General features: G+C 34.4%; 19 protein-coding genes and 2 tRNA genes. 14 read left to right on the forward strand and 7 right to left on the reverse strand.

The features are described 5' to 3' along the window. The first annotated feature begins 17 nt into the window (after nt 1-17). Genes moaA through NAAC61_RS02280 form a run of 4 tightly spaced genes read left to right on the forward strand, consistent with a single transcriptional unit; the run spans nt 18 to nt 2,395 of the window. Nucleotides 18-989, forward strand: a complete 972-nt coding sequence (gene moaA, locus NAAC61_RS02265; RefSeq protein WP_202695198.1) for a GTP 3',8-cyclase MoaA — start codon at nt 18-20, stop codon at nt 987-989. Nucleotides 990-991: 2 nt separating this feature from the next. Continuing rightward, nucleotides 992-1,474: a cyclic pyranopterin monophosphate synthase MoaC gene (moaC, locus tag NAAC61_RS02270; RefSeq protein WP_121514536.1), complete on the forward strand. Its 483-nt coding sequence runs from the start codon at nt 992-994 to the stop codon at nt 1,472-1,474. After that, nucleotides 1,452-1,901, forward strand: coding sequence for an MOSC domain-containing protein (locus NAAC61_RS02275; protein ID WP_202695199.1), 450 nt, complete (start codon nt 1,452-1,454; stop codon nt 1,899-1,901). Before moaC ends, NAAC61_RS02275 begins: the two co-directional genes overlap by 23 nt. Before the next feature lie 11 nt (nt 1,902-1,912). Beyond that, a complete protein-coding gene (locus tag NAAC61_RS02280; protein ID WP_012208219.1) occupies nt 1,913-2,395 on the forward strand; it encodes a MogA/MoaB family molybdenum cofactor biosynthesis protein in 483 nt (160 codons plus the stop codon). Between the two features lie 28 nt (nt 2,396-2,423). On the opposite strand, the gene NAAC61_RS02285 is transcribed toward NAAC61_RS02280, so the two are convergent. The 7 genes from NAAC61_RS02285 to NAAC61_RS02315 form a co-directional block, all read right to left on the reverse strand. Continuing rightward, nucleotides 2,424-4,403 carry a glycoside hydrolase family 13 protein gene (locus NAAC61_RS02285; protein ID WP_202695200.1) on the reverse strand — a complete coding sequence of 660 codons (1,980 nt, stop codon included), beginning with the start codon at nt 4,401-4,403 and terminating at the stop codon, nt 2,424-2,426. Nucleotides 4,404-4,405: 2 nt separating this feature from the next. Further along, nucleotides 4,406-6,226: a ribosomal protection-like ABC-F family protein gene (gene abc-f / locus NAAC61_RS02290; RefSeq protein WP_202695201.1), complete on the reverse strand. Its 1,821-nt coding sequence runs from the start codon at nt 6,224-6,226 to the stop codon at nt 4,406-4,408. Nucleotides 6,227-6,254: 28 nt separating this feature from the next. Continuing rightward, the gene (locus tag NAAC61_RS02295; RefSeq protein ID WP_231282474.1) at nt 6,255-7,214 is read right to left on the reverse strand and encodes an ABC transporter ATP-binding protein; all 960 of its coding nucleotides are present in this window, start codon (nt 7,212-7,214) and stop codon (nt 6,255-6,257) included. Beyond that, nucleotides 7,171-7,623, reverse strand: coding sequence for an SsrA-binding protein SmpB (smpB, locus tag NAAC61_RS02300; RefSeq protein ID WP_012208215.1), 453 nt, complete (start codon nt 7,621-7,623; stop codon nt 7,171-7,173). Before smpB ends, NAAC61_RS02295 begins: the two co-directional genes overlap by 44 nt. Before the next feature lie 65 nt (nt 7,624-7,688). Beyond that, the gene (gene disA / locus NAAC61_RS02305) at nt 7,689-8,798 is read right to left on the reverse strand and encodes a DNA integrity scanning diadenylate cyclase DisA (protein WP_121959852.1); all 1,110 of its coding nucleotides are present in this window, start codon (nt 8,796-8,798) and stop codon (nt 7,689-7,691) included. A gap of 4 nt (nt 8,799-8,802) precedes the next feature. Further along, nucleotides 8,803-10,149, reverse strand: a complete 1,347-nt coding sequence (gene radA / locus NAAC61_RS02310) for a DNA repair protein RadA (protein WP_103065779.1) — start codon at nt 10,147-10,149, stop codon at nt 8,803-8,805. Next, nucleotides 10,146-12,638, reverse strand: a complete 2,493-nt coding sequence (locus NAAC61_RS02315) for an ATP-dependent Clp protease ATP-binding subunit (protein ID WP_103065778.1) — start codon at nt 12,636-12,638, stop codon at nt 10,146-10,148. Before NAAC61_RS02315 ends, radA begins: the two co-directional genes overlap by 4 nt. Nucleotides 12,639-12,929: 291 nt before the next feature. Here NAAC61_RS02315 and NAAC61_RS02320 point away from each other — a divergent pair. From NAAC61_RS02320 to rpoB, 10 genes are all read left to right on the forward strand, one after another. Continuing rightward, nucleotides 12,930-13,005, forward strand: a tRNA-Thr gene (locus NAAC61_RS02320). Nucleotides 13,006-13,024: 19 nt separating this feature from the next. Further along, nucleotides 13,025-13,111: transfer RNA gene (locus NAAC61_RS02325), tRNA-Tyr, on the forward strand. A gap of 37 nt (nt 13,112-13,148) precedes the next feature. Continuing rightward, the gene (gene rpmG / locus NAAC61_RS11305; RefSeq protein ID WP_012208211.1) at nt 13,149-13,313 is read left to right on the forward strand and encodes a 50S ribosomal protein L33; all 165 of its coding nucleotides are present in this window, start codon (nt 13,149-13,151) and stop codon (nt 13,311-13,313) included. A gap of 37 nt (nt 13,314-13,350) precedes the next feature. Beyond that, nucleotides 13,351-13,569 (forward strand): preprotein translocase subunit SecE, encoded by a 219-nt coding sequence (secE, locus tag NAAC61_RS02335; RefSeq protein ID WP_012208210.1) that lies wholly within the window; start codon nt 13,351-13,353, stop codon nt 13,567-13,569. Nucleotides 13,570-13,626: 57 nt separating this feature from the next. Beyond that, nucleotides 13,627-14,691 carry a transcription termination/antitermination NusG family protein gene (locus NAAC61_RS02340; protein ID WP_012208209.1) on the forward strand — a complete coding sequence of 355 codons (1,065 nt, stop codon included), beginning with the start codon at nt 13,627-13,629 and terminating at the stop codon, nt 14,689-14,691. A 51-nt stretch (nt 14,692-14,742) separates the two neighbouring features. Then, nucleotides 14,743-15,168 carry a 50S ribosomal protein L11 gene (gene rplK / locus NAAC61_RS02345; protein ID WP_012208208.1) on the forward strand — a complete coding sequence of 142 codons (426 nt, stop codon included), beginning with the start codon at nt 14,743-14,745 and terminating at the stop codon, nt 15,166-15,168. A gap of 17 nt (nt 15,169-15,185) precedes the next feature. Then, entirely contained in the window at nt 15,186-15,896 is a 711-nt protein-coding gene (gene rplA, locus NAAC61_RS02350; protein ID WP_012208207.1) for a 50S ribosomal protein L1, read from the forward strand. 166 nt (nt 15,897-16,062) lie between these two features. Continuing rightward, nucleotides 16,063-16,599: a 50S ribosomal protein L10 gene (rplJ, locus tag NAAC61_RS02355; RefSeq protein WP_012208206.1), complete on the forward strand. Its 537-nt coding sequence runs from the start codon at nt 16,063-16,065 to the stop codon at nt 16,597-16,599. Nucleotides 16,600-16,617: 18 nt separating this feature from the next. Next, nucleotides 16,618-17,004: a 50S ribosomal protein L7/L12 gene (rplL, locus tag NAAC61_RS02360; protein WP_012208205.1), complete on the forward strand. Its 387-nt coding sequence runs from the start codon at nt 16,618-16,620 to the stop codon at nt 17,002-17,004. Between the two features lie 149 nt (nt 17,005-17,153). Continuing rightward, nucleotides 17,154-20,717, forward strand: a complete 3,564-nt coding sequence (rpoB, locus tag NAAC61_RS02365; protein WP_202695202.1) for a DNA-directed RNA polymerase subunit beta — start codon at nt 17,154-17,156, stop codon at nt 20,715-20,717. The last annotated feature ends 62 nt before the right edge of the window (nt 20,718-20,779 follow it).

Here is a 20,779-nt window from a genome sequence, read left to right on the forward strand (position 1 = left end):
AGGAGAGTTCAATTATAATGATTGATAAATACGGAAGAAGTATCGATTATCTTAGAGTATCGATAACAGATAGATGTAATCTACGTTGTATTTATTGTATGCCATCTCAAGGTGTGACTTTCAAGACCCATAGCAGTATTCTACGATATGAAGAAATAATCAAAATCGTTGAAGTAGGTACTGAACTTGGTATAAAGAAAGTTCGTATCACTGGTGGTGAACCTCTTGTTCGACAAGGCGTAGTAAATTTAATCAAAGAATTGAGGAAAATTCCTGCACTTGAAGATATTACTATGACAACTAATGGCGTTCTTCTACCAAAATATGCATTTGCTTTAAAAAGGGCAGGTTTGTCTAGGGTTAACATTAGTCTTGATTCTTTAAATCCCGATACCTATAAAACGATTACTCGAAGGGGCGAATTTTCTCAAGCAATTGAAGGGATTAAAGCAGCACTTGAAGTTGGCTTAAATCCAGTAAAGATTAATACCGTTGTGATGAAGGGTATCAACGATAATGAATTGGAAAATTTCGTTAATCTCACAATAGATAAGGACCTACATGTGAGATTTATTGAGTATATGCCTATGGGTGAAACAAGCCTTCTTTCTGGTAATTATTATGTTTCTCTAAACGAATTCAAGGAAATAATTATCGATAAGATGGGTATGGTCCCTGTAGATATACAAAATAATGGCCCTTCAAAGGATTTCAAAGTCCCTGGGGCAAAGGGAACTGTAGGATTTATTACCGCTATTAGTCATAACTTTTGCTCAACATGTAATCGAATGAGATTAACTGCTGATGGATTTTTGAGGCCTTGTCTTGCCAGCGATGTTGAAGTAAATATGCGCGATGAAGATGGAAAGATCTCTTCAGAAGGTGTGAGAGAAAAGTTTGAAAAAGCTCTTCTTCTTAAACCCATTAGTCACAACTTTTACAAAAATGATTTTTTCCCGAAGAAAAATATGTCTCAAATTGGAGGATAGGTATGAAAGAATTTACTCATATAGACGAAAAAGGTAGAGCAAAGATGGTTGACGTTACAGATAAAGATGAAACCAAAAGAGAAGCTATAGCCTATGGGCAAATAAAGCTAAAAGAATCAACCCTTGAAAAGATAAAGAACGATCAGATAGAAAAAGGAGCTGTTTTAGAAACTGCAAGAGTGGCTGGAATTATGGGTGTTAAGAAAACATCTGAGTTAATCCCAATGTGTCACCCTTTGCTGATAACCGGCATAGATATAAAATTTGAATTTGAAAATGCTACAACATTGGGTATCTACGCAACGGTGAGAACAACAGGTAAAACGGGGGTTGAAATGGAAGCATTTACAGGTGTTTCAATAGCAGCTTTGACGGTATACGATATGTGTAAGGCTGTAGATAAAGATATGGTTATTAAAAATATAAAATTAATGAAAAAGACGGGAGGTAAAAGTGGGACTTATGTTAGAGAAAACGATGATTAGAGAAGGTAAAGTAGTCAAAGTTTGTAAATGTGAAAAAAGAGGAATGCTCAAAAAAGAACAAGATAAAATAAACATTATAACTAACTTTGGTGTAGAGGGTGACTATCATGCAGGAAAAAGTCATAGACAAGTCAGTTTGTTGGGCATAGAAAGCCTTGAAAAAATAGTAAAAGAAAGGAATTTAAAATTAAAAGATGGATATTGCAACTTCGCACAGAATATAACCATAGAAGGGATAGAGTTATATAAATATCCTGTGGGAACCAAATTTAGAGTAGGTGAGAGTGTATTACTCGAAATTACTGAAATAGGAAAAGCTGGAGAATTCAATCCTGACAATATAATGCTGACAGAGGGGATTTTCGCCAAAGTTTTAGAAGGTGGTATCGTGGTTCCAGGTGATAAATTAACGATTGTATCAGAGTAGGGGGTACAGTAATGATTAAAGTTGCAATAATAACAATAAGTGATAAAGGATCAAAGGGTTTAAGACAAGACAAAAGTGGTGAATTACTAATTAAGATGATTGAAGAAGAAGGTTGGATTAAAAGTTTTTACCTAATAATTCCCGATGAAAAAGAAGAAATAGAACAAAAATTAAAAGAAGTAGCCGACAATAATATTGCAGACTTAATACTCACAACAGGGGGAACGGGTTTAGCTCCAAGAGACGTTACTCCGGAGGCTACGAAAAACATTATCGAAAAAGAGGTTCCAGGAATTCCAGAAAAAATCAGATATGCCACGGGGGAGAATACCCCAATGGCATATCTTTCTAGAGGAGTTTGTGGAATTAGAAAATTCACTTTAATTATCAATTTTCCAGGTAGCACTAAAGCGGTTAAAGAATGTTTTGAAGCTGTTAAAGATCTTATCCCACACGGAATTAATATTTTAAAGGGTGAGATTACAGAACATTAAAAAAAGCCATATATCCAAGCAAGGGGAATCAATTAATTTTAAATACAAGGGCAATTTTCTCTGGGATTTTTAGAGATTTTTTGCCGTCGTTATAAGAATTATCTTCTAAATTGAAATCTTTTGTAGCGAATAAAAGATCTATTTTCCCTTCTTTTTTATCGAGTAGCCATAATGGCAGTTCAACATCGATCTCTTTTTCTTCTCTATTTATAACGGTGATTATATTTTCACTTTCATTCCATGAAGCGTAAGATACGTATCCTCCATTCCAATCAAGAAAATCAAAAGACCCCTTTCTCAATGCAAGATGTTCTTTGTACATTTTAATTAATTCTTTTGTGAAATTAAACAACATTTTATTTTCTTCACTTTCTTTTCCCCAAGGGTAAGGTCTTCTATTATCTGGGTCTGTCCAACCTTCTAAACCTATTTCATCACCGTAGAATAATCCGGGTGATCCTGGAAGAGTAAACATTGTGACTAACCCTATTTTGAAAACATCTAAATCCTTTCCAAGGGAAGCTTCTTCATGAGTTTTTGGTCCCAATCTCCCAACTTTTTGTGTGGTTCTTGTCATCCATCTAGAATGATCATGGTTGCTTAGTTGGTTTAAAGCAATAAATTTACTATTCATGGGTAATTGAGATAAAGCCCATCTCACTGAGTTAACGAAATACTCAGCATTTTTTAAGAGCTCAGGTTTATAATGCTCGTTGTGTTTTTCCATGCCTGTAAGAAAATAACTAACCGGATCCATACAGGTTATATAATTCATTATAGAGTCCCAGCATTGTCTTTCTAACCAAGCAAGAGGTGATTTATAAATTTCTGCAAATATTATCGATTCTGGATTTGACTTTTTTACAACTTTGTAGAAGAATCTCCAAAAAGCTGTGTTCATTTCAAAAGATTTACCTAAATCATCCGCAACATCGAGTCTCCATCCATCCGCATTGAAAGGTTCACTTACCCATTTTTTCCCAATATCAGCTATGTATTTCCATAAACTAATATTTCCATAATTCAATTTTGGTAGGGTGTGAAAACCCCACCATCCCTCATAGCTCTTTTGGGTACCGTCCCAATAAAAATAACTTTTGTAGGGAGAATCCTCCCTATGTAGACTACCTTCACCATACAAATCCATTTCGTCTACCCACTTATGAAAAGAGCCACAATGGTTGAAAACGCCATCTAAAATAACTTTTATACCTTTTTCATGGGCTTTTTGAATAAGACTTTTTAGAATTTCATCGCTTTTTTCGAGGTTCTTTATAGAGGTAGTTCTGACTTTGTATTTTTCGTTAAGATCTTCAGAATCTTCCTCTATAACCCCAAAATGAGGGTCTACATGTTCGTAATCTTGAGTATCATATTTGTGCGGACTTGGAGAAACAAAGATAGGGTTTAGGTAAATCGTTTCCACTCCTAAATCTTTTAAGTAGTCAATCTTTTCTAAAACTCCTTGTAAATCTCCGCCATAAAACTCTCTATGACCATTTTTAGGATCTGGCAGTGAGTTCCAATCTTTTTTCAAAACTTCTTGACCATCGTATTGATACTCGTGAGATACTGGATCGTTTGTTTCATCTCCGTTTTTAAATCGATCAACAAATATTTGATAATATATTGAACCATGGGACCATTTTGGAGTTTTAAAATCTGCAACGAGTACAAAGTCATGAATAGTGCGATTTTCTACAATCCCCATAGCGTCATAGAACATTTTTTTGCCCTTTTCTATTAAATCTATTTCGAAATGGTACCTAACAATTCTGTCTGGCATTTTGAAAGTACTTTCAAAAAAATAAAAATAAGTAGTTTCTTTTGAGAGTTGCATTGGTTTATGTTGATAATTTTTTAAGTTTTTTTGAGGAGTAAAAATAACACTTCCGATACTTTTACCTAAGTATTTTGGAATTCTTAGTTTAATCGTGACATGGTCATCTATACTTGGTTCTTCTGGATAAAGATAACAGCTAGTTTGATCAGAATATATGCCTTTCATAATTATCCTCCGTAATTATTGTTTGAGATTTGAGTATGTTGATTTAATTCTTCTACATATTTACTTTCCAGTTTTTGTAGTTTTGTAAGTTCCTTTTCTAATTTGTTTTTTTCTTCAATTAATTCTAACACCTTATTATAATCGTCTCCATACTCAAAAAGTTTAGCTTCAACTGAATCTAACTTTTCAAATAGCAATTCCGATTCAACTCTGATTCTTGAAATTTCTTTGTTCAAAGTTTTTATTCTGTTTTTTCTTTTTTTATTTTGTTCGTATTCTTCGTTTACTTTTTTTTCTTTTTTTATTTTAAAAGAGTTATTTTTTATTTCTTCTAAAAGAGGTTCAATATTTTCAGATATTTTGGATTCACCGTTATCTATCAAAAGGAATTTGTTTGAGATATTCTCGATAAAAGATTGGTCATGTGAGACAAAGATTATGGCTCCCGTGTACTCCTTAAGTGCTTGCTCCAAACTTTCAATCGTTAGGATATCCAAATGGTTGGTGGGTTCATCCAATATCAAAACGTTTGGTTTCTCAAGTAAAATTTTAGCTAATGCCAATCTGGTGAGTTCTCCACCAGAGAGTTCGCTTACTTTTTTGAACACTTCGCTAGAATAGAATCCAAATCTCCCAAGATACTTTCTTACTTCGAAATCTTTCCAATCCTTTACCAATTCCCACGTTTCATTCAACACGTCATATTCTTGAGAAAGATTAGATATAACTTGATCTAAATATCCGATTTTGATATTGTATCCCCACTCAATGCTCCCTTCATGATTTTCTAATTCGCCTATCAATAATTTTAGTAAAGTGCTCTTTCCGCACCCATTTTTTCCTAAGATGGCTAATTTCTCTCCTTCGTAGAGTTCAAAAGAGATGTTTTCTAGTAATTTTTGTTCTTTGTTGTATGAAAAAGATAGGTCTTTAACCTCTACTACCTTGTAACCAGTTTTTGTGGGTTGGGGGATCTTTACGTCTATACCTTTTTCTTCTTCAATATTTTGAATCTCTTCGAGTTCATTTTTCAACTCTTCCAATTTTCTCTCGCGGATTACGGCTTGTCTAACCATTTTTTCTGTAGCCCAACTTCGGTAACGCTCTATCATTTTTTCGAGTCTTTCGATTTCTTTTTGCAAGTTCTGTTTTCTTGAATTTACTGAATTTATATAAATTTCACGTGATTGAATGTATTCTTTGTAAGTCCCTTTGAATTCCCAAATCTTAGAATTGTTTATTTCCCAATATTTGTTACACAACTGTTTTAAAAATGTCCTGTCGTGGGATACTATAACCATCGCACCTTTGTAATTTTTGAGATAGTTGATTAACCAATCGATAGAGAAGAGATCCAAGTGATTAGTAGGTTCATCAAGAAGTAATAAATCGCTTTTTTCAGAAAGGGTTTTTCCGAGGGACAATCTAGTTAGTTCACCGCCACTTAAACCAGAAACATTTCTGTTCCATTGGCTTTCTTCGAAACCAAGACCCACTAGCAAACTTCTGACAGTCTTATCGACTATGTGTTCAGGTGTATTTTTTGAGACACTTTCTTTTATAAAGTCATACAAAGTAGGATCTGTTTTATTTAAATCTAATCTATATTGCTTTAAAAGAGATATATTTAAATCATTTCTCTTGAGCACCCGTCCTTCGATAGGCTCAATATTTCCTGAAATAATATTCAATAAAGTAGTTTTTCCTGCACCATTTTTACCTATTAAAGCGATCCTATCGTTTTGATTTATAACCAAGTCGACATCGTAAAAGAGGTAAAATTCACCAAAATTATGAGACACATTTTCAAGTCTTAAAAGCAAATTTATCACCTTAAGTATTTTATTTCTATCATTGATTTGGGGTGGATATTATATAAGAATATATGTCTTCCAAAGTTGGACGTAATTTTCTTATCGACACTTTGAAATTATTCATTGTAAAGGTACTATCTTTTGAATCGATTATTAATTTTTCTTTGGATACGGGTTTTATTGCCAAAACATCAGAGAGATCTTTTAAATAGGTTAATATTTTTTCATGGTCTTTTTCTTCAAAAGTGAGTTCATAAATATTAATTATAGAATCGAACCTTTTGTAAATGTTTTCTATGTTGTCTTTAATAACAATTTTTCCATCTATGATTATCCCCACACTTGTAGCTAATTGTTCAACTTCCCATAAATAATGGGAGGTTATCACTATTGTGGTTCCATTTTTGATGTTTTCGTTCAGTATATAACGTCTTATAAATCTTGAGGATTCTACATCTATGGCATTTGTTGGTTCATCCAACAAAAGTATTTTTGGAGATTTTAATAATGCCCTAGCTATATTCAGCTTCTGCTTGTTGCCAGAAGAAAGGTTTTTAGTTAATTTGTTTTTATATTTTTCCAATCCAAAACTATGAAAAAATTCGTTAATTTTTTTATCACTATCTTCGATATTTGAGGCTAAAGAAAACAATTTTAAATTTTCATAGGGGGTTAAATCATTTTCCAATACAGAGTAATCAGAGACTAAAGAGATCACTTTTCTAAGGCTTGGTTTGTTTTTCGAAAGATCTTTTCCGAGTATTTCCACTTTTCCTTGTGAAGGGTTTAAAAGCGTGGAAATAGTCTTCATAATGGTGGATTTGCCTGCACCATTGGGACCTATAAGTCCAAAAATCTCTCCTTCGTTAATTTCTAGATCAACGTTATCAACCGCAACCGTTTTCCCGAATCTTTTTGTTAATCCCTTAATTGATATTGCTGGTGAGATTTTTTCAGATATTTTCATATTTTTGTTGTTTTCTAATTCTCCTTTCATACTCTTTTTCTGCAATCTTTTCACGCTTATCGTATTTTTTCAATCCTTTAGCCAAAGCGATTTTAACTTTTATCAGCCCTTTATTGTTAGTATAGATTTCGAGCGGAATCATCGTCAAGCCTTCCTGTTGAACTTTAGATTGCAAACGCCTTATTTCTTTTTTATGAAGTAAAAGTTTTCTAGGTCTTTCTGGATCGTGATTAAATATAGATGCCCCTGAATAAGGGCTGATGTGAACATTGTATAAAATCAATTCGCCTTTTTCTATTTTACAGAAACTATCCTTGAAATTGATTTTTCCAGCTTTGCTGGATTTTACTTCTGTGCCCAATAAAGAAATCCCTGCTTCAAAGGTTTCTATTATTTCATAATCGTGAGTAGCTTTTTTGTTTCTTGCTAAAGTTGTTATATTTCTTCACCTCTAAAATTGTGATGTTTTTACAATATTAAATTGAAAAACTATTAATAGTGTTATTACTTCTTTTCTTTGCTCATTATTTGTGCAGTTTCCTCTTCTATTTCCTCTTTTTCTCTTTTCTTTTTATTCAATGTTCCCAAGATTATTTCCGCCCTTCTTTTGCCGATTCCGCTTATATCTGTTAATTCTTCAAAAGTGGCGTTCATTAATTCTTGAAGGTTTTTAAAACTTTCCACAACTTTTTTTACCGCAGAAGTTGGTAACTTAGTAGAATAAAGGATTCTGTAGCCTCGTGATGTTAAAGCTGTTTCTTCCAGATCGTCTTCAGATGAAACATCAATATAACCTAAAGTTTTTGCTATTTTGAAGGGATCGACCAAATCGTTAAAGTCTAATTCTTTGAATATGCTTGTCGCATCTTCGGGTCTTTGATACTTTAAGTTTTCTGAGCTGTAATCCATTATAACAGCACCCACATACTTAGGGACTGTCCTTAAGATTTCTTCGTATTCTAATTTTGCACTTCCAGCGATTTCTCCTAATTCTAATAAATATTTTTCAGCTCTTTGTACAATTTTTATCGTTAGTAAACCTTTGGAAAGTATCTCAACAACGTCAGAGAGACTTACATTTCCCCTTGTCTCTTCGATGTTCAGATAGTCTAAAAGGTTCATAAAGCTTTGTCTATATCTTTGTGCAATGGTAATTTCTTGATTTAATCTAGCAAATAAAACATTTTCAGGTAGAAGTTCGTATTTCATTTTATTATAATACACTGAAACAATATTTCTTCTTTTAGAAACTGCGACTGTTAAATCTCCCGTTTGAATAGACACTTTTTCAGCAGTTTTGTGTCTCATGCCGGTTTCTGAACTAGGTATGCTCTTATCGGGATTAAGTTGTGCATTCGCTGCAAGAATTTGAGTTCCATCACTGTTTAAAACAATAGCCCCATCCATTTTTGAAAGTTCATAAATTTTTTCAGGTAAAAAATCCGAATCAACTCTAAAGCCTAACTGTATTAGACCTTCTTTAAGGTGCTTTTCAGGTTGTGAGCAAAAAAACAACAAAGCCCCCAAATTTGCTTCCATTATCCTGTCTATACCTTTTCTAATAGGCTTTCCCGGAGCTAACAATTCAAAAATTCTTTCTAATTTCTCATTCAAAATTTTATCCCCCTTTTTTGAATAATTTTATCAAATCTTTTACACTTTCTGCAACTATAATAGAGTTTTTTCTAGGGGAAAGATTTTTTGGAATAACTATATTATTAAAACCAATTTTCTGTGAAAGCTCCAATCTTTTTTCTAAAAGAGGAATACCTCTTATTCTCCCATCTAAACCTATTTCTCCAAAGGCTATCGTTGAAGAAGAAAGTGGGGTATCGAATATAGAGGAGATTAAAGATAAAGCGATAGCAACATCCATAGAACTGTCATTGATCCTTAGACCTCCTGCACTGCTGACAAATATATCTTTACTTTCCAATGGGAGCTTCAACTTCTTGGAAAGTACTGCAATTATCATTAAAAGTCTATCTAACGGTATACCAGAAGTAACCCTTCTAGGGGACCCGTATACCGGGTTACTGACTAAAGCTTGTATCTCTATTGGAAGCAATTTTTGACCAACTTTTACTATAGTTAAAGTGTTACCCGATTCATTTGAATAATCAGATAAGAAAAAAGAATTTATATTATCTATTGGTTTTAAGCCTTTTTGGGTTATTTCAAATAAAACAACTTCATCTGTAGGACCGTATCGGTTTTTGGTTACTTTTAAAAGCCTTAGTCCAGATCCACCTTCCAATTCCATTTGAAGTACACAATCTACCATGTGTTCCAACACTTTTGGACCGGCAATAGCTCCTTCTTTGTTTACATGACCTACCAGTACTACAGGGATATTCTTTTTTTTAGCGTATTCTACCATCTTTCTAGTACTTTCCCTTACTTGTAGAATACTACCAGGTGAGGAATCAATACTGTCTATCTTTAAGGTTTGAACAGAATCTATGAAAATAACAGAAGATTTCATATTAGACTTTTCTAAAGCATTAAGTATAACATTCACATTGTTTTCAAATATCAATCCTATATTTTTATTTTTTATTTCTAGTCGATTGAATCTTTGAACTACTTGTTCTGTAGATTCTTCACCAGAAACATAGAATATGTATCCTTCAGCTGTCTGAATAGACTTTGCGATTTGTGCCAATAATGTGCTTTTTCCAATACCAGGATCGCCACTCAACAAATAGACCGCACCCTCCACTAACCCACCGTTTAACACATTATCAATTTCTTGAAAATTAGTAGGTATTTTTTTCGCCGGAAGAAGTTCTTGATCAAGAAAGACTATGTCTGGAACTTTAATATTTCCAGTATCAATAGTAACATCCGCGGTATTATATTCTACCGCGGATTCTAATTCATTACACATAGGACATTTTGCGAACCATTTATCGGATTCATAGCCACAATTACTGCAGACATAGTGTTTCTCAGATTTTCTCAACTATTGACCACTTTCTTTTCCATTTGCTTCTTATCCTTAGGAACTCTTCTAAAAGAAAGACTTTCTTTAGATTTTTGGTGAGTAACTAATATCTTATCTCCTTCTTCATATTTTCCTTTTAATAATTCTTCGGACAAAGGATCTTCAATATATCTTTGTATAGCTCTTTTCAATGGCCTAGCTCCAAAGACAGAATCATAACCCTTTTCCAGTAAGAAATCAATGGCACTTTCTTTCACGGATAATGTAAGATTCCTTTCTTCCAATCGGCTTTTTAGGTCGCTAAGTTGAATAGATATAATATTTTTAAGTTGATTTTTAGTGAGCGGGTGAAATACAATGACATCATCTAATCTGTTTATGAATTCAGGTTTGAATGCCGCCTTTACCGCAGACATCACCTGTTCTTTGATATCTTTGTATTCGCTTTCTATTGTACCTTCTTCTACAAAACCTAAGCTTCTTTTAGTTTTGCTAATCTGTTCAGAACCGAGGTTAGAGGTCATAATAATTATTGTGTTTCTAAAGTCAACCGTTCTCCCTTGAGAATCAGTCAATCTTCCTTCATCCATTATTTGCAACAAAATATTGTATACGTCTGTATGAGCTTTTTCTATTTCGTCCAGCAAAATTACGGAATAAGGTCTTCTTCTTACTATTTCTGTTAATTGCCCACCTTCATCGTAGCCGACATACCCCGGGGGAGCACCCACAAGTCTGGAGACACTGAATTTTTCCATGTATTCACTCATATCTATTCTTACTAAATGCGTTTCGTTTCCAAAAAGATAAGTTGCTAGAGTCTTAGCTAGTTCAGTTTTCCCAACACCGGTCGGGCCTAAAAACATAAATACACCTGTTGGTCTTCTAGGGTCTTTTAATCCACTTCGCGCTCTTCTTATAGCTTTTGCAACTGATTTTATTGCTTCATCCTGTCCTACCACTCGTTCGTGTAAGACAGCCTCTAAATTCAATAATTTTTCCATCTCTTCTGCACGCAACTGTCTGAGCGGAACACCAGTCCAATTAGATATTATTTCAGCTATATCCTCTTCGGTTATTTGAATTATTTTATTTTCTGCTTCAGATCTCCATTTTGAATATTCTTCTTCATACTTTTCTTTCATCTTTTTTAGTTTTTCTTCAACGTTTTCTTTAGAATTGGGATCGTTTCTTTTACTTTCGATATCTGCAATCTTTTCATATTGAATTTTTAATTTATCAGGGAGCGTTAGAGCACTTAAACGGGCTTTAGCTCCGGCTTCATCGATAACATCTATCGCTTTATCTGGTAGGTGTCTATCTGTAATATACCTTACCGAGAGTTGAACAGCTGATTGAATTGCACCATGGTTATATTTGACTTTGTGATGTTCCTCGTATTTGAATTTGATTCCAGATAATATATTTATAGTTTCTTCGATAGTTGGTTCAGTTACATATATCTTTTGGAAACGTCTTTCGAGGGCTGGATCTTTTTCGATGAATTTCCTGTACTCATTTGCTGTGGTGGACCCTATTACGGTTATTTCTCCGTTTGCTAAAGCCGGTTTTAATACATTGGCTGCGTCCATGGAAGAACCTTCAGCCGCACCAGCCTCTACAATCATATGCAATTCGTCGATAAAAAGAATAATATCTTCAGTCTTTTGTAATATCTGCATCAATTTTTTCATTCGTTTCTCAAATTCTCCACGATATTTTGTTCCCGCTACTATTGAGGTAATATCTAAGGAAAAAATAGTTTTATTTTTTAATATTTCAGGTACTCGGCCTTCAACAATTCTTTGTGCCAGACCCTCGACCACCGCACTTTTACCTACACCTGCCTCACCAATCAAAACAGGATTGTTCTTTTTTCGTCTCGCTAATATTTCCATTATGCGATTAATTTCTATTTCTCTTCCAATTATAGGATCCAGTTTGCGGCTCTCAGCTTGAGCAGTTAAATCAGTTCCGTATTCTTCGAGCTGTTTTAGCGCATTTTGTTTTTGACGCTTTCTTTCTTCTAACTCTTCAGTTTTAGCAATCTCCATCCTCCCGGTTGATCTACCCTTAATCATCATATCCGTTAATTCTTTTCTCATCAAAGTTAGATTTATTCCTGAACGTTTCAATATATGAGAGGCTATCCCTTCGGCTTCCCTACAAATGCCTAAAAGAAGATGTTCCGCATCTATCTTATTGAAACCCATAAGCTCAGATTCATCATATGCCAACTCTAATATTCTTTTTGCTCTAGGAGTTGGTTGTGGAGAACCTATTATTCCCTGTGTTGAATTCGTACCAACAACATTTGTTATTTCCATCTTTATAGAATTATAGTACAAATTAAATTCTTCAAATACGGTATCTAAATGGCCTCCTCCAACTTTCAACAATCCTAATAAAATGTGTTCTGTCCCCACATAGGGATGTCCCATCTGTTTTGCTTCATTTTGAGCCTCAATAAAAACTTTCGCAGCTCTTTCAGTAAAATTATCAAACATGTCTACTCTCCTCCTTTACCGTACATCTAAGCAACAGAAACTACCGATTAGTTCGCGTCGCTTTATATAGAAATATTATTATTAGCCATTTTTTATACTTTCACTTCAATATTATTTTACCATGAATATTGTTAAAAACAAAATATGTAAAGATAAATTCTTTGTTATTGGATTTTTTGATAACAGATGTCAACCAACTTAAAGTACAATTTAATATATTTTTAACTTAAAATCCATTGACAACGTTTTTTTGGTTTGATATAATCAACTTCAGTTGGTAAATAACTGGTTGCCGATGTAGCTCAACTGGCAGAGCGGCTGACTTGTAATCAGCAGGTTGGGGGTTCAAGTCCCTTCATCGGCTCCAACGTTTTTTTGAATTTCATGGTGAGGTGCCCGAGCGGCCAAAGGGGGCGGACTGTAAATCCGCTGGCAGACTGCCTTCGAAGGTTCGAATCCTTCCCTCACCACCATTTGTATTTTAATTCATCACAGAAAGAGGTGATAACAGTGGCGGCTAAATCCCAAATTATAGAATTTTCTTTGAAATGTACAGAGTGTAATAATAGAAACTATTATAAAAAGAAAAATAGAAATTACAAAGAAAAAATCGAATTAAAAAAGTACTGTCCTCATTGTAGAAAACATACTCTTCATGTGGAATCGAAAATTTAGTTGTGTATTTTTCATAACAATAGGGGAGTGTTTATAAATGTCTAAATTTTGGATTTTTTTAACTTCCGTTTGGCAAGAGGCAAAGAAAATTAATTGGCCCACCAGAAAAGAGTTGTTAAATTCTACTTTGGTTGTGTTGATTGTTATAGCAATCTTTGCAGTTTATCTTTTTGCTGTTGATTTTGGACTTTTACAACTGTTTTCATGGTTAGTTTATCCGGTTTTCTTAAGAGGAAGCGGAGTACCTACTCAATAATCATTTGATTCGAGACGCATAAATTTGTTGAATGAGATGTGGTGAGAATAATATAAGATGCGAAAAGAATGGTATGTACTACAAGTTTATTCAGGAATGGAAAATAAAGTTAAAGAAACTCTCGAAGAGAGAATAAAGAATTTAGGGTATGAAAAGTATTTTGGAAAAATAATAATACCCGAAGTTGATGAATTGAATTATAGTAATAAAAGAGTGCAAAAAATCTACATTGAAAAAGAAGCTCAGATCTTTGTTAAAAAGGGTAAGGATGTAAAAAAAGGAGATATTTTAGCAAGAGAGCCAGAAATATACGCAAAAACTTCAGGAAAGATAGTAGACATAAAAAATTTCCGTAAGATTTTAGTTGAGACAGAAGGGAAAAAGTATTCAAAGACTTTTCTGATACCTGAGAGTGCAGGTTTATTAGCGGGATTAAAAGCTGGGAAAAAAGTTCGTTCGGAGACTCCGTTCAGTAAAAATCTCGAATATAAGAGTGATGTGGACGGAGAAATTGTAGCCGTTGAAAAAGTTAAAAGAGTAGTCGTTGAAAACGAGTCGAAAGAAAATAGTATCTACTTATTGCCCAGAGAAACCTTTATCCATGAGAAATTTAAAATTGGAAGTAAGGTTCAAATAGGCGATAAATTGTGTGAGCCTAAAGAGTATAAGGCAAAGTTTTCAGGAAGCATTGATATCAGAGAGACCCCTTTTCACAAAGAGATAAAGATTATAAAAACAAAAAAGAAAAATTTATTTCCCGGTTATGTTTTTGTCGAAATGATGTACATTAAAGAAACTGAGGAATTAGTTAGCAATTTGCCTTATGTATCTACTATCTTAAATATAGGCGGAAAACCTGTAAAATTGAATAAAAACGAGGTAAGATTTGTTCTTAGAGTGATGGGTGAAGAAGCTTATCAAAAAAGGCAAGTCAAAGAAGTTAGAACCGATTTCGAATTGGGAGAACATGTCAAGATTATAAATGGTCCTTTTGAATATTTTACAGGTAAAATTAAAGATTTCGATTTGGAGAAACAAGAAGTACAAGTTGTAGTCACTATGTTTGGACGTGAAACTACAGTAACGTTATCTTTAGGAGAAATTGAAAAGATCATCGATTAAACAAAATGTGGGAGGGATTTTCCCATTTTACCACAAGGAGGTTAAGAATTTATGGCAAAAAAGCTTTTGAGGGTTGTAAAATTGCAATTGGAAGCCGGAAAAGCTACACCAGCTCCACCTGTAGGACCAGCACTGGGGCAATATGGTGTAAATTTGATGGAATTTTGTAAGAAGTTCAACGCTGCTACTGCAGATCAAGCAGGTACATTGTTACCAGTAGAAATATCTGTTTTTGAAGACCGATCTTTCACGTTTATAGTAAAAACTCCTCCCGCTTCTTTTTTGGTAAAAAAAGCCGCTGGTCTTAAATCTGGCGCTAAGGAGCCAAGCAAGGAGGTTGTCGGCAAGATTAAAAGGAAGCAGCTCCGAGAGATTGCTGAAACGAAGATGCAAGATCTTAACGCTAAGGATTTGGATGCTGCAATGAAGATTATTGCCGGCACCGCAAGAAGTATGGGTATAGAAATTGAAGACTAAGAAGGGAGGAGAGGATTATGCCAAAACATGGAAAAAAGTATAAAGAAGTTTTAAAACTTGTAGATAAACAAAAAAATTATGATATCGATGAAGCGTTAGATTTAGTAAAAAAGACTTCTTACACAAAATTTGATGGTACTGTGGAACTCCATGTGCTTTTAGGAATAGATCCAAAAAAAGGAGATCAAAACGTTAGAGGTACGGTTTCTCTGCCTAAAGGAACAGGTAAAAATGTGAGAGTTTTAGTTTTTGCAGAGGGAGAAAAAGCTGCTCAGGCTAAGCAAGCAGGCGCTGATTTTGTTGGCTCCGATGATTTAATTGAAAAAATAAACAACGAAGGCTGGACCGATTTTGATGTGGCAATTGCTACTCCCGATATCATGAGGAAAATAGGAAGACTTGGAAAAGTGCTAGGTCCACGAGGTCTTATGCCATCTCCAAAAGCAGGAACGGTAACCGACGACGTAGCGCAAGCGGTTAAAGAATTTAAAGCCGGTAAGGTTGAAGTTAGAAATGACAGAACAGGAAACATACACATTCCTATAGGTAAGGTTTCTTTCGATAAAGATGATTTAAAAGAAAACTTAATTTCCGCTTTTGACCAGTTAACGAAGATGAAGCCAGAAAATTCAAAGGGAAAATTTATTAGAAAAGCTGTTATAGCTTCTACAATGGGACCCGGTATTAATATCGATTTAAGCTCCTTATCTTTATCATCAGTTGCTTAAAAGAAAGTATTTAAAAGTAATAACAGATTGCGTGCCAATGAAAGTAGGTCTTTAATGGGTTAAAGAGGCGAAATCTCGCCTACCGAGGTACGCGGATAAAGGAATAATTTTTGTTTCTTTTAGCCGCTACCCATTGCGGCTTTTTTATTTAAGGAGGTGTTATTTTTTGTTAACTAAAGAACGCAAAAAGTCTTTAATAGACAGTTTTATTTATGCTTTGGAGTCTTCGCCTGTTATTTTGTTCGTTGATTTTTCTGGAATGTCTGTATTAGAGTCTAACGACTTCAGGTTAGAACTATATAAGAATTTTGGAAAGGATGTTGTTTTCACTGTCTATCGTACTTCTTTGTTAAAAACAGCTGTTAAATTAGCTAATAAAGAGTTGGAAGACTTTGAAAAATTTTTTGAAGGTAGTACTGGAGTTATATATGCTGAGGAGTCAGATCCAGTTGATGTTTTAAAAGCTGTAAAAAAATTTTCTGAATCTCATAATAACAAACCTTTTATAAAAGGTGGGGTTTTAGAAGGAAAGATTTTTGATGCAGCCAAAGCAGAAGAGTATGCTAAACTGCCTTCAAAACAAGAACTTTACGCTACTGTTGTAAGGTCTCTTAATAGTCCTATTTCAGGATTGGTAAATGCTTTATCAGGTAATTTAAGAAAAGTGGTGTACGTAATAAACGCAATTAAAGAAAAAAAATAAGTTTGGAGGTGTAGGAAAATGACAAAAGAGGAACTTATCAACGAAATTAAAAATATGACCGTAGGAGAATTGGCTGAACTAGTGAAAGCGCTCGAGGATGAATTTGGAGTTTCTGCAGCAGCTCCCGTAATGGCAGCTGTACCAGGTGTAGCAGGTGTTTCTCCGGCACAACAAGAAGAAGAAAAAACAGATTTTAAAGTGGTTTTGAAAGGTTTTGGAGACAAAAAAATCGGTGTAATAAAGGTTGTAAGAGAAATTACAAATTTAGGTTTAAAAGAAGCTAAAGATCTCGTTGAAAAAGCTGGAACCCCAGACGCAGTTATAAAAGAAGGTGTTCCAAAGGAAGAAGCCGAAGAAATTAAGAAAAAACTTGAAGAAGCGGGAGCCGAAGTAGAATTAAAATAAGTCGAATTCGAAATTAAGTTGAAGTCTTTTTTTAACCTCTTCTTCATGAAAAAAAGTTATAATTTAGTTCGCATTGGACATTTTGTCTAATGCGATTTTTCACTTATTTTTCATCAATTCTATTTTGACTAAATACCGAGGTGGTTCCTTTGAATACGGTCGTAAGAGAAGTAGGTAGGAGAGAAAGAAAGTTTTTTGGGAAAGTTCCAGAGAAAACTGAAATATACGAGGATTTAGTGAAAATTCAAAAAGATTCTTTTAGGGATTTTTTAGATAAAAAGATTATGGAAAGCATTAAAAGATATATGCCAATAAAGATACCCGTTAAAGCGAGTGGGAAGAAAAACAAAGAATTTTTGATTGATTTTGTGGATGTAAAGTTTGAAGACTCGTCTTTTAGTGAGAATGAATGTCGGGACAAGGGATTAACTTATGCTGGTAAAGCTTATTTAAAAGTTAGGATAACTGATTCAGCAACAGGTGAGATGATAGAAAAAGACGATATATTCTTGTGTAACATCCCTTATATGACTGAAAGAGGTATATTTATTGTCAATGGAGCAGAAAGGGTAATAGTTAACCAACTCGTCAGATCCCCTGGGGTGTATTTTATAAAAGAAGAAGAGACAGATACTTCTAAAGAAATGTTTATAGCTCACTTTTTACCCATTAAAGGGGCTTGGTTGGAGATACTTTACAACCCTAATCCAGGTAAAGAGGTTCTTCAGGTCAGAATAGACAGAAAAAGAAAATTCAATTTTTTCCTTTTTTTAAGGGCATTGGGATACGAGAATGATTTGGATATATTACGATTATTCCCCAAGGAAATTGATTTAGATGATGAAGTCGAACTGTCAAATTATAACAATTGTACTGTGTTGTCGGACTTATCGTTCCAGGAATTAGATGATATGGATCCCCCAAGAAAATCAACTTACGGTATGAAATTATACGAAGTCTTGGAACTGCTGAAAAAATATGAAATTAAGAGTGTAACAGTAGCTCATCTGGTCGCAGAAATAACGTTAGAAAAGATGAAAAAAAGATATGAAAAAGAAGAAAGATTGACTTCTCTAGAAGCTTACAAAGAAATTTTTTCGAAATTAAAACCTACTGAAATTCCAAGGGCGCAGAAGGCCAAAGAAGAAATAGAAGATATGTACTTCAATCCTGAAAAATTCGATTTTTCGCAGATTGGAAGACAGAAAATTCAGGTAAAATTGAGAAAAGCTTATATTGATTATTTACGAGAGGTTGAAAAAAAGGATATTTCTGAAGATATGGAAGACAAAATAAAATATCCTATTAAAACTTTTGCTGTTGACAAGTTAGACATCATCTTGTCCGCCAGATACTTGCTGCATGTTAAAGAAAATATTGAAGGACTTGACACAAGAGATCATTTGGGTAATAAAAGAGTGAGATCGGTTGGAGAACTCATGCAAATCGAATTTGAACGAGCTTTTTCTAAAATGATTCAGCATGCTCCTGAAAAACTTGCAGGTGTTCAATCAATTAATAAAATAAGTCCTCAATCCCTGATAAATTCCAGATCAATAATGACTGCCTTTCATCAATTCTTTGCATCTAGTCAATTATCGCAATTCTTAGATCAGGTGAATCCTTTAGCTGAGCTAACTCATAAGAGAAGGCTATCAGCAATAGGTCCTGGAGGTTTGAAAAGAGAACATGCTAAATTTGAAGTAAGGGATGTCCACCATTCTCATTATGGGAGGATGTGTCCTATCGAGACCCCTGAAGGTGCGAATATTGGGTTAATCACTTCTATGGCAATTTTAGCTAAAGTTGATGAGTTTGGATTTTTGAAAACTCCTTATTACAGAGTAAAGCATGCAAAAGTAGATTTAAACAATATAGTATATTTGAGTGCTGACGAAGAAGAACTGTATAGAATTGCCCCTGCTTCTGCGGAAATTGGTGAAGATGGTTCTTTAGTAGAAGAGTACATTGAAGCTAGATATTTAGGAAAAGTGAGTTTGTTCCATAAAGATGAGATTGAATATATATCAGTCACCCCAAAACAGATCGCCTCTGTATCAGCTGCTCTTATTCCATTTTTAGAGCACGATGATGCGAACAGAGCTTTAATGGGGTCAAACATGCAAAGGCAGGCCGTTCCTCTTCTTAGACCTCAAGCTCCTTTTGTTGGTACAGGAGTAGAATGGTTAGCAGCGAGAGACTCAGGCTATTTGATAATGGCAAAACATAAAGGTATTGTTGATTATGTGGATGGAAGAAAAATTGTAATCACTAGATTGGACGAAGAGAATAACATTCTAAAAGATTCCAATGACGAACCCTTAAAAGATGAATACACTTTATTAAAATATGTTAGATCGAACCAAGACATGTGTATAAACCAAGTTCCTATTGTTAACGTTGGAGATATCGTGGCAAAAGGGCAAGCCATAGCGGATGGCCCTTCCATGGATATGGGAGAGCTAGCTCTTGGAAGAAATATTTTCATTGGTTTTCTTCCGTGGGAAGGATACAACTTTGAAGACGCAATAGTAGTTAGTCAAGAATTACTAGAAAACGACGCCTTTACATCGATACACATAGAAGTTTTTGAAACGAAAGCTATGGATACTCAATTGGGACCAGAAGAAATAACTGCAGATATTCCAAATGTTAAAAAAGAACTTTTAAGGAATTTAGATGAAGAAGGTATAGTTAAAATTGGTTCATACGTATCTTCTGGGGATATCTTGGTGGGAAAAGTTACCCCAAGAGGAGAATCAGATACTACTCCAGAAGAAAAGCTCATTAAATCCGTGTTCGGTGATAAAGGTAGAGACATTAAAGATACATCTTTAACGGTTCCTCACGGAATAGAGGGAAGGGTTATAGACGTTCAGATCTTTGACCGGAAAGATATTCCTTCTTTGGAAATTGGTGTAAATAAATATGTTAAAGTTTTCATAGCAACGAAAAAGACACTACAAGTTGGAGATAAATTAGCGGGTAGGCATGGAAACAAAGGCGTTATTTCGACCATTTTGAACAAAGAAGATATGCCATTCCTACCGGATGGTACACCTTTGCAAATGTTGCTTTCACCTTTAGGAGTTCCCTCAAGGATGAATATAGGGCAAGTTTTGGAACTTCATTTAGGGTGGCTGTCGATGTTAACCAACGACTACTACGCCACACCTATTTTTGATGGTGCAACTGAATCTGAAATCATGGAAGAATTATCTAAAATAAGAAAAGAACACGAGTTATATTTAGGCGACGATCCTGATCAGCCCAACGGTAAAATTGTTCTTAGAGATGGTAGAACAGGCGAACCATTTGATTTTCCTGTAGCGGTAGGATCCATGTATATGTTGAAATTATCCCATATAGCAAAAGATAAAATTCATGCAAGGTCAACCGGTCCATACTCTTTAATTCACCAACAACCATTAGGTGGTAAAGCTCATTTTGGTGGACAAAGATTTGGAGAAATGGAGGTATGGGCTCTAGAAGCGCATGGAGCTGCTCATACCCTAAACGAAATGTTAACTTATAAATCTGATGATATTAAAGGTAGGAATGAAGTTTACAAAGCAATACTAAAAGGAGAAAATCTTCCCGAACCGGGAATTCCCGAAAGTTTTAAAGTTTTAACAAAAGAATTACAAGGACTAATGTTAGATATAAAACTTTACGATGAAGATGGAAATGAATTAGATGTCGATAGACTCTAATTAATAATTCAATTTAAGTTTCAACGTTGACGGAGAGTAAAATAAAAATGTACCCTCAAGGA

It is taken from the genome of Petrotoga sp. 8T1HF07.NaAc.6.1 (genome assembly GCF_016772115.1).
Taxonomy (GTDB): domain Bacteria; phylum Thermotogota; class Thermotogae; order Petrotogales; family Petrotogaceae; genus Petrotoga; species Petrotoga mobilis.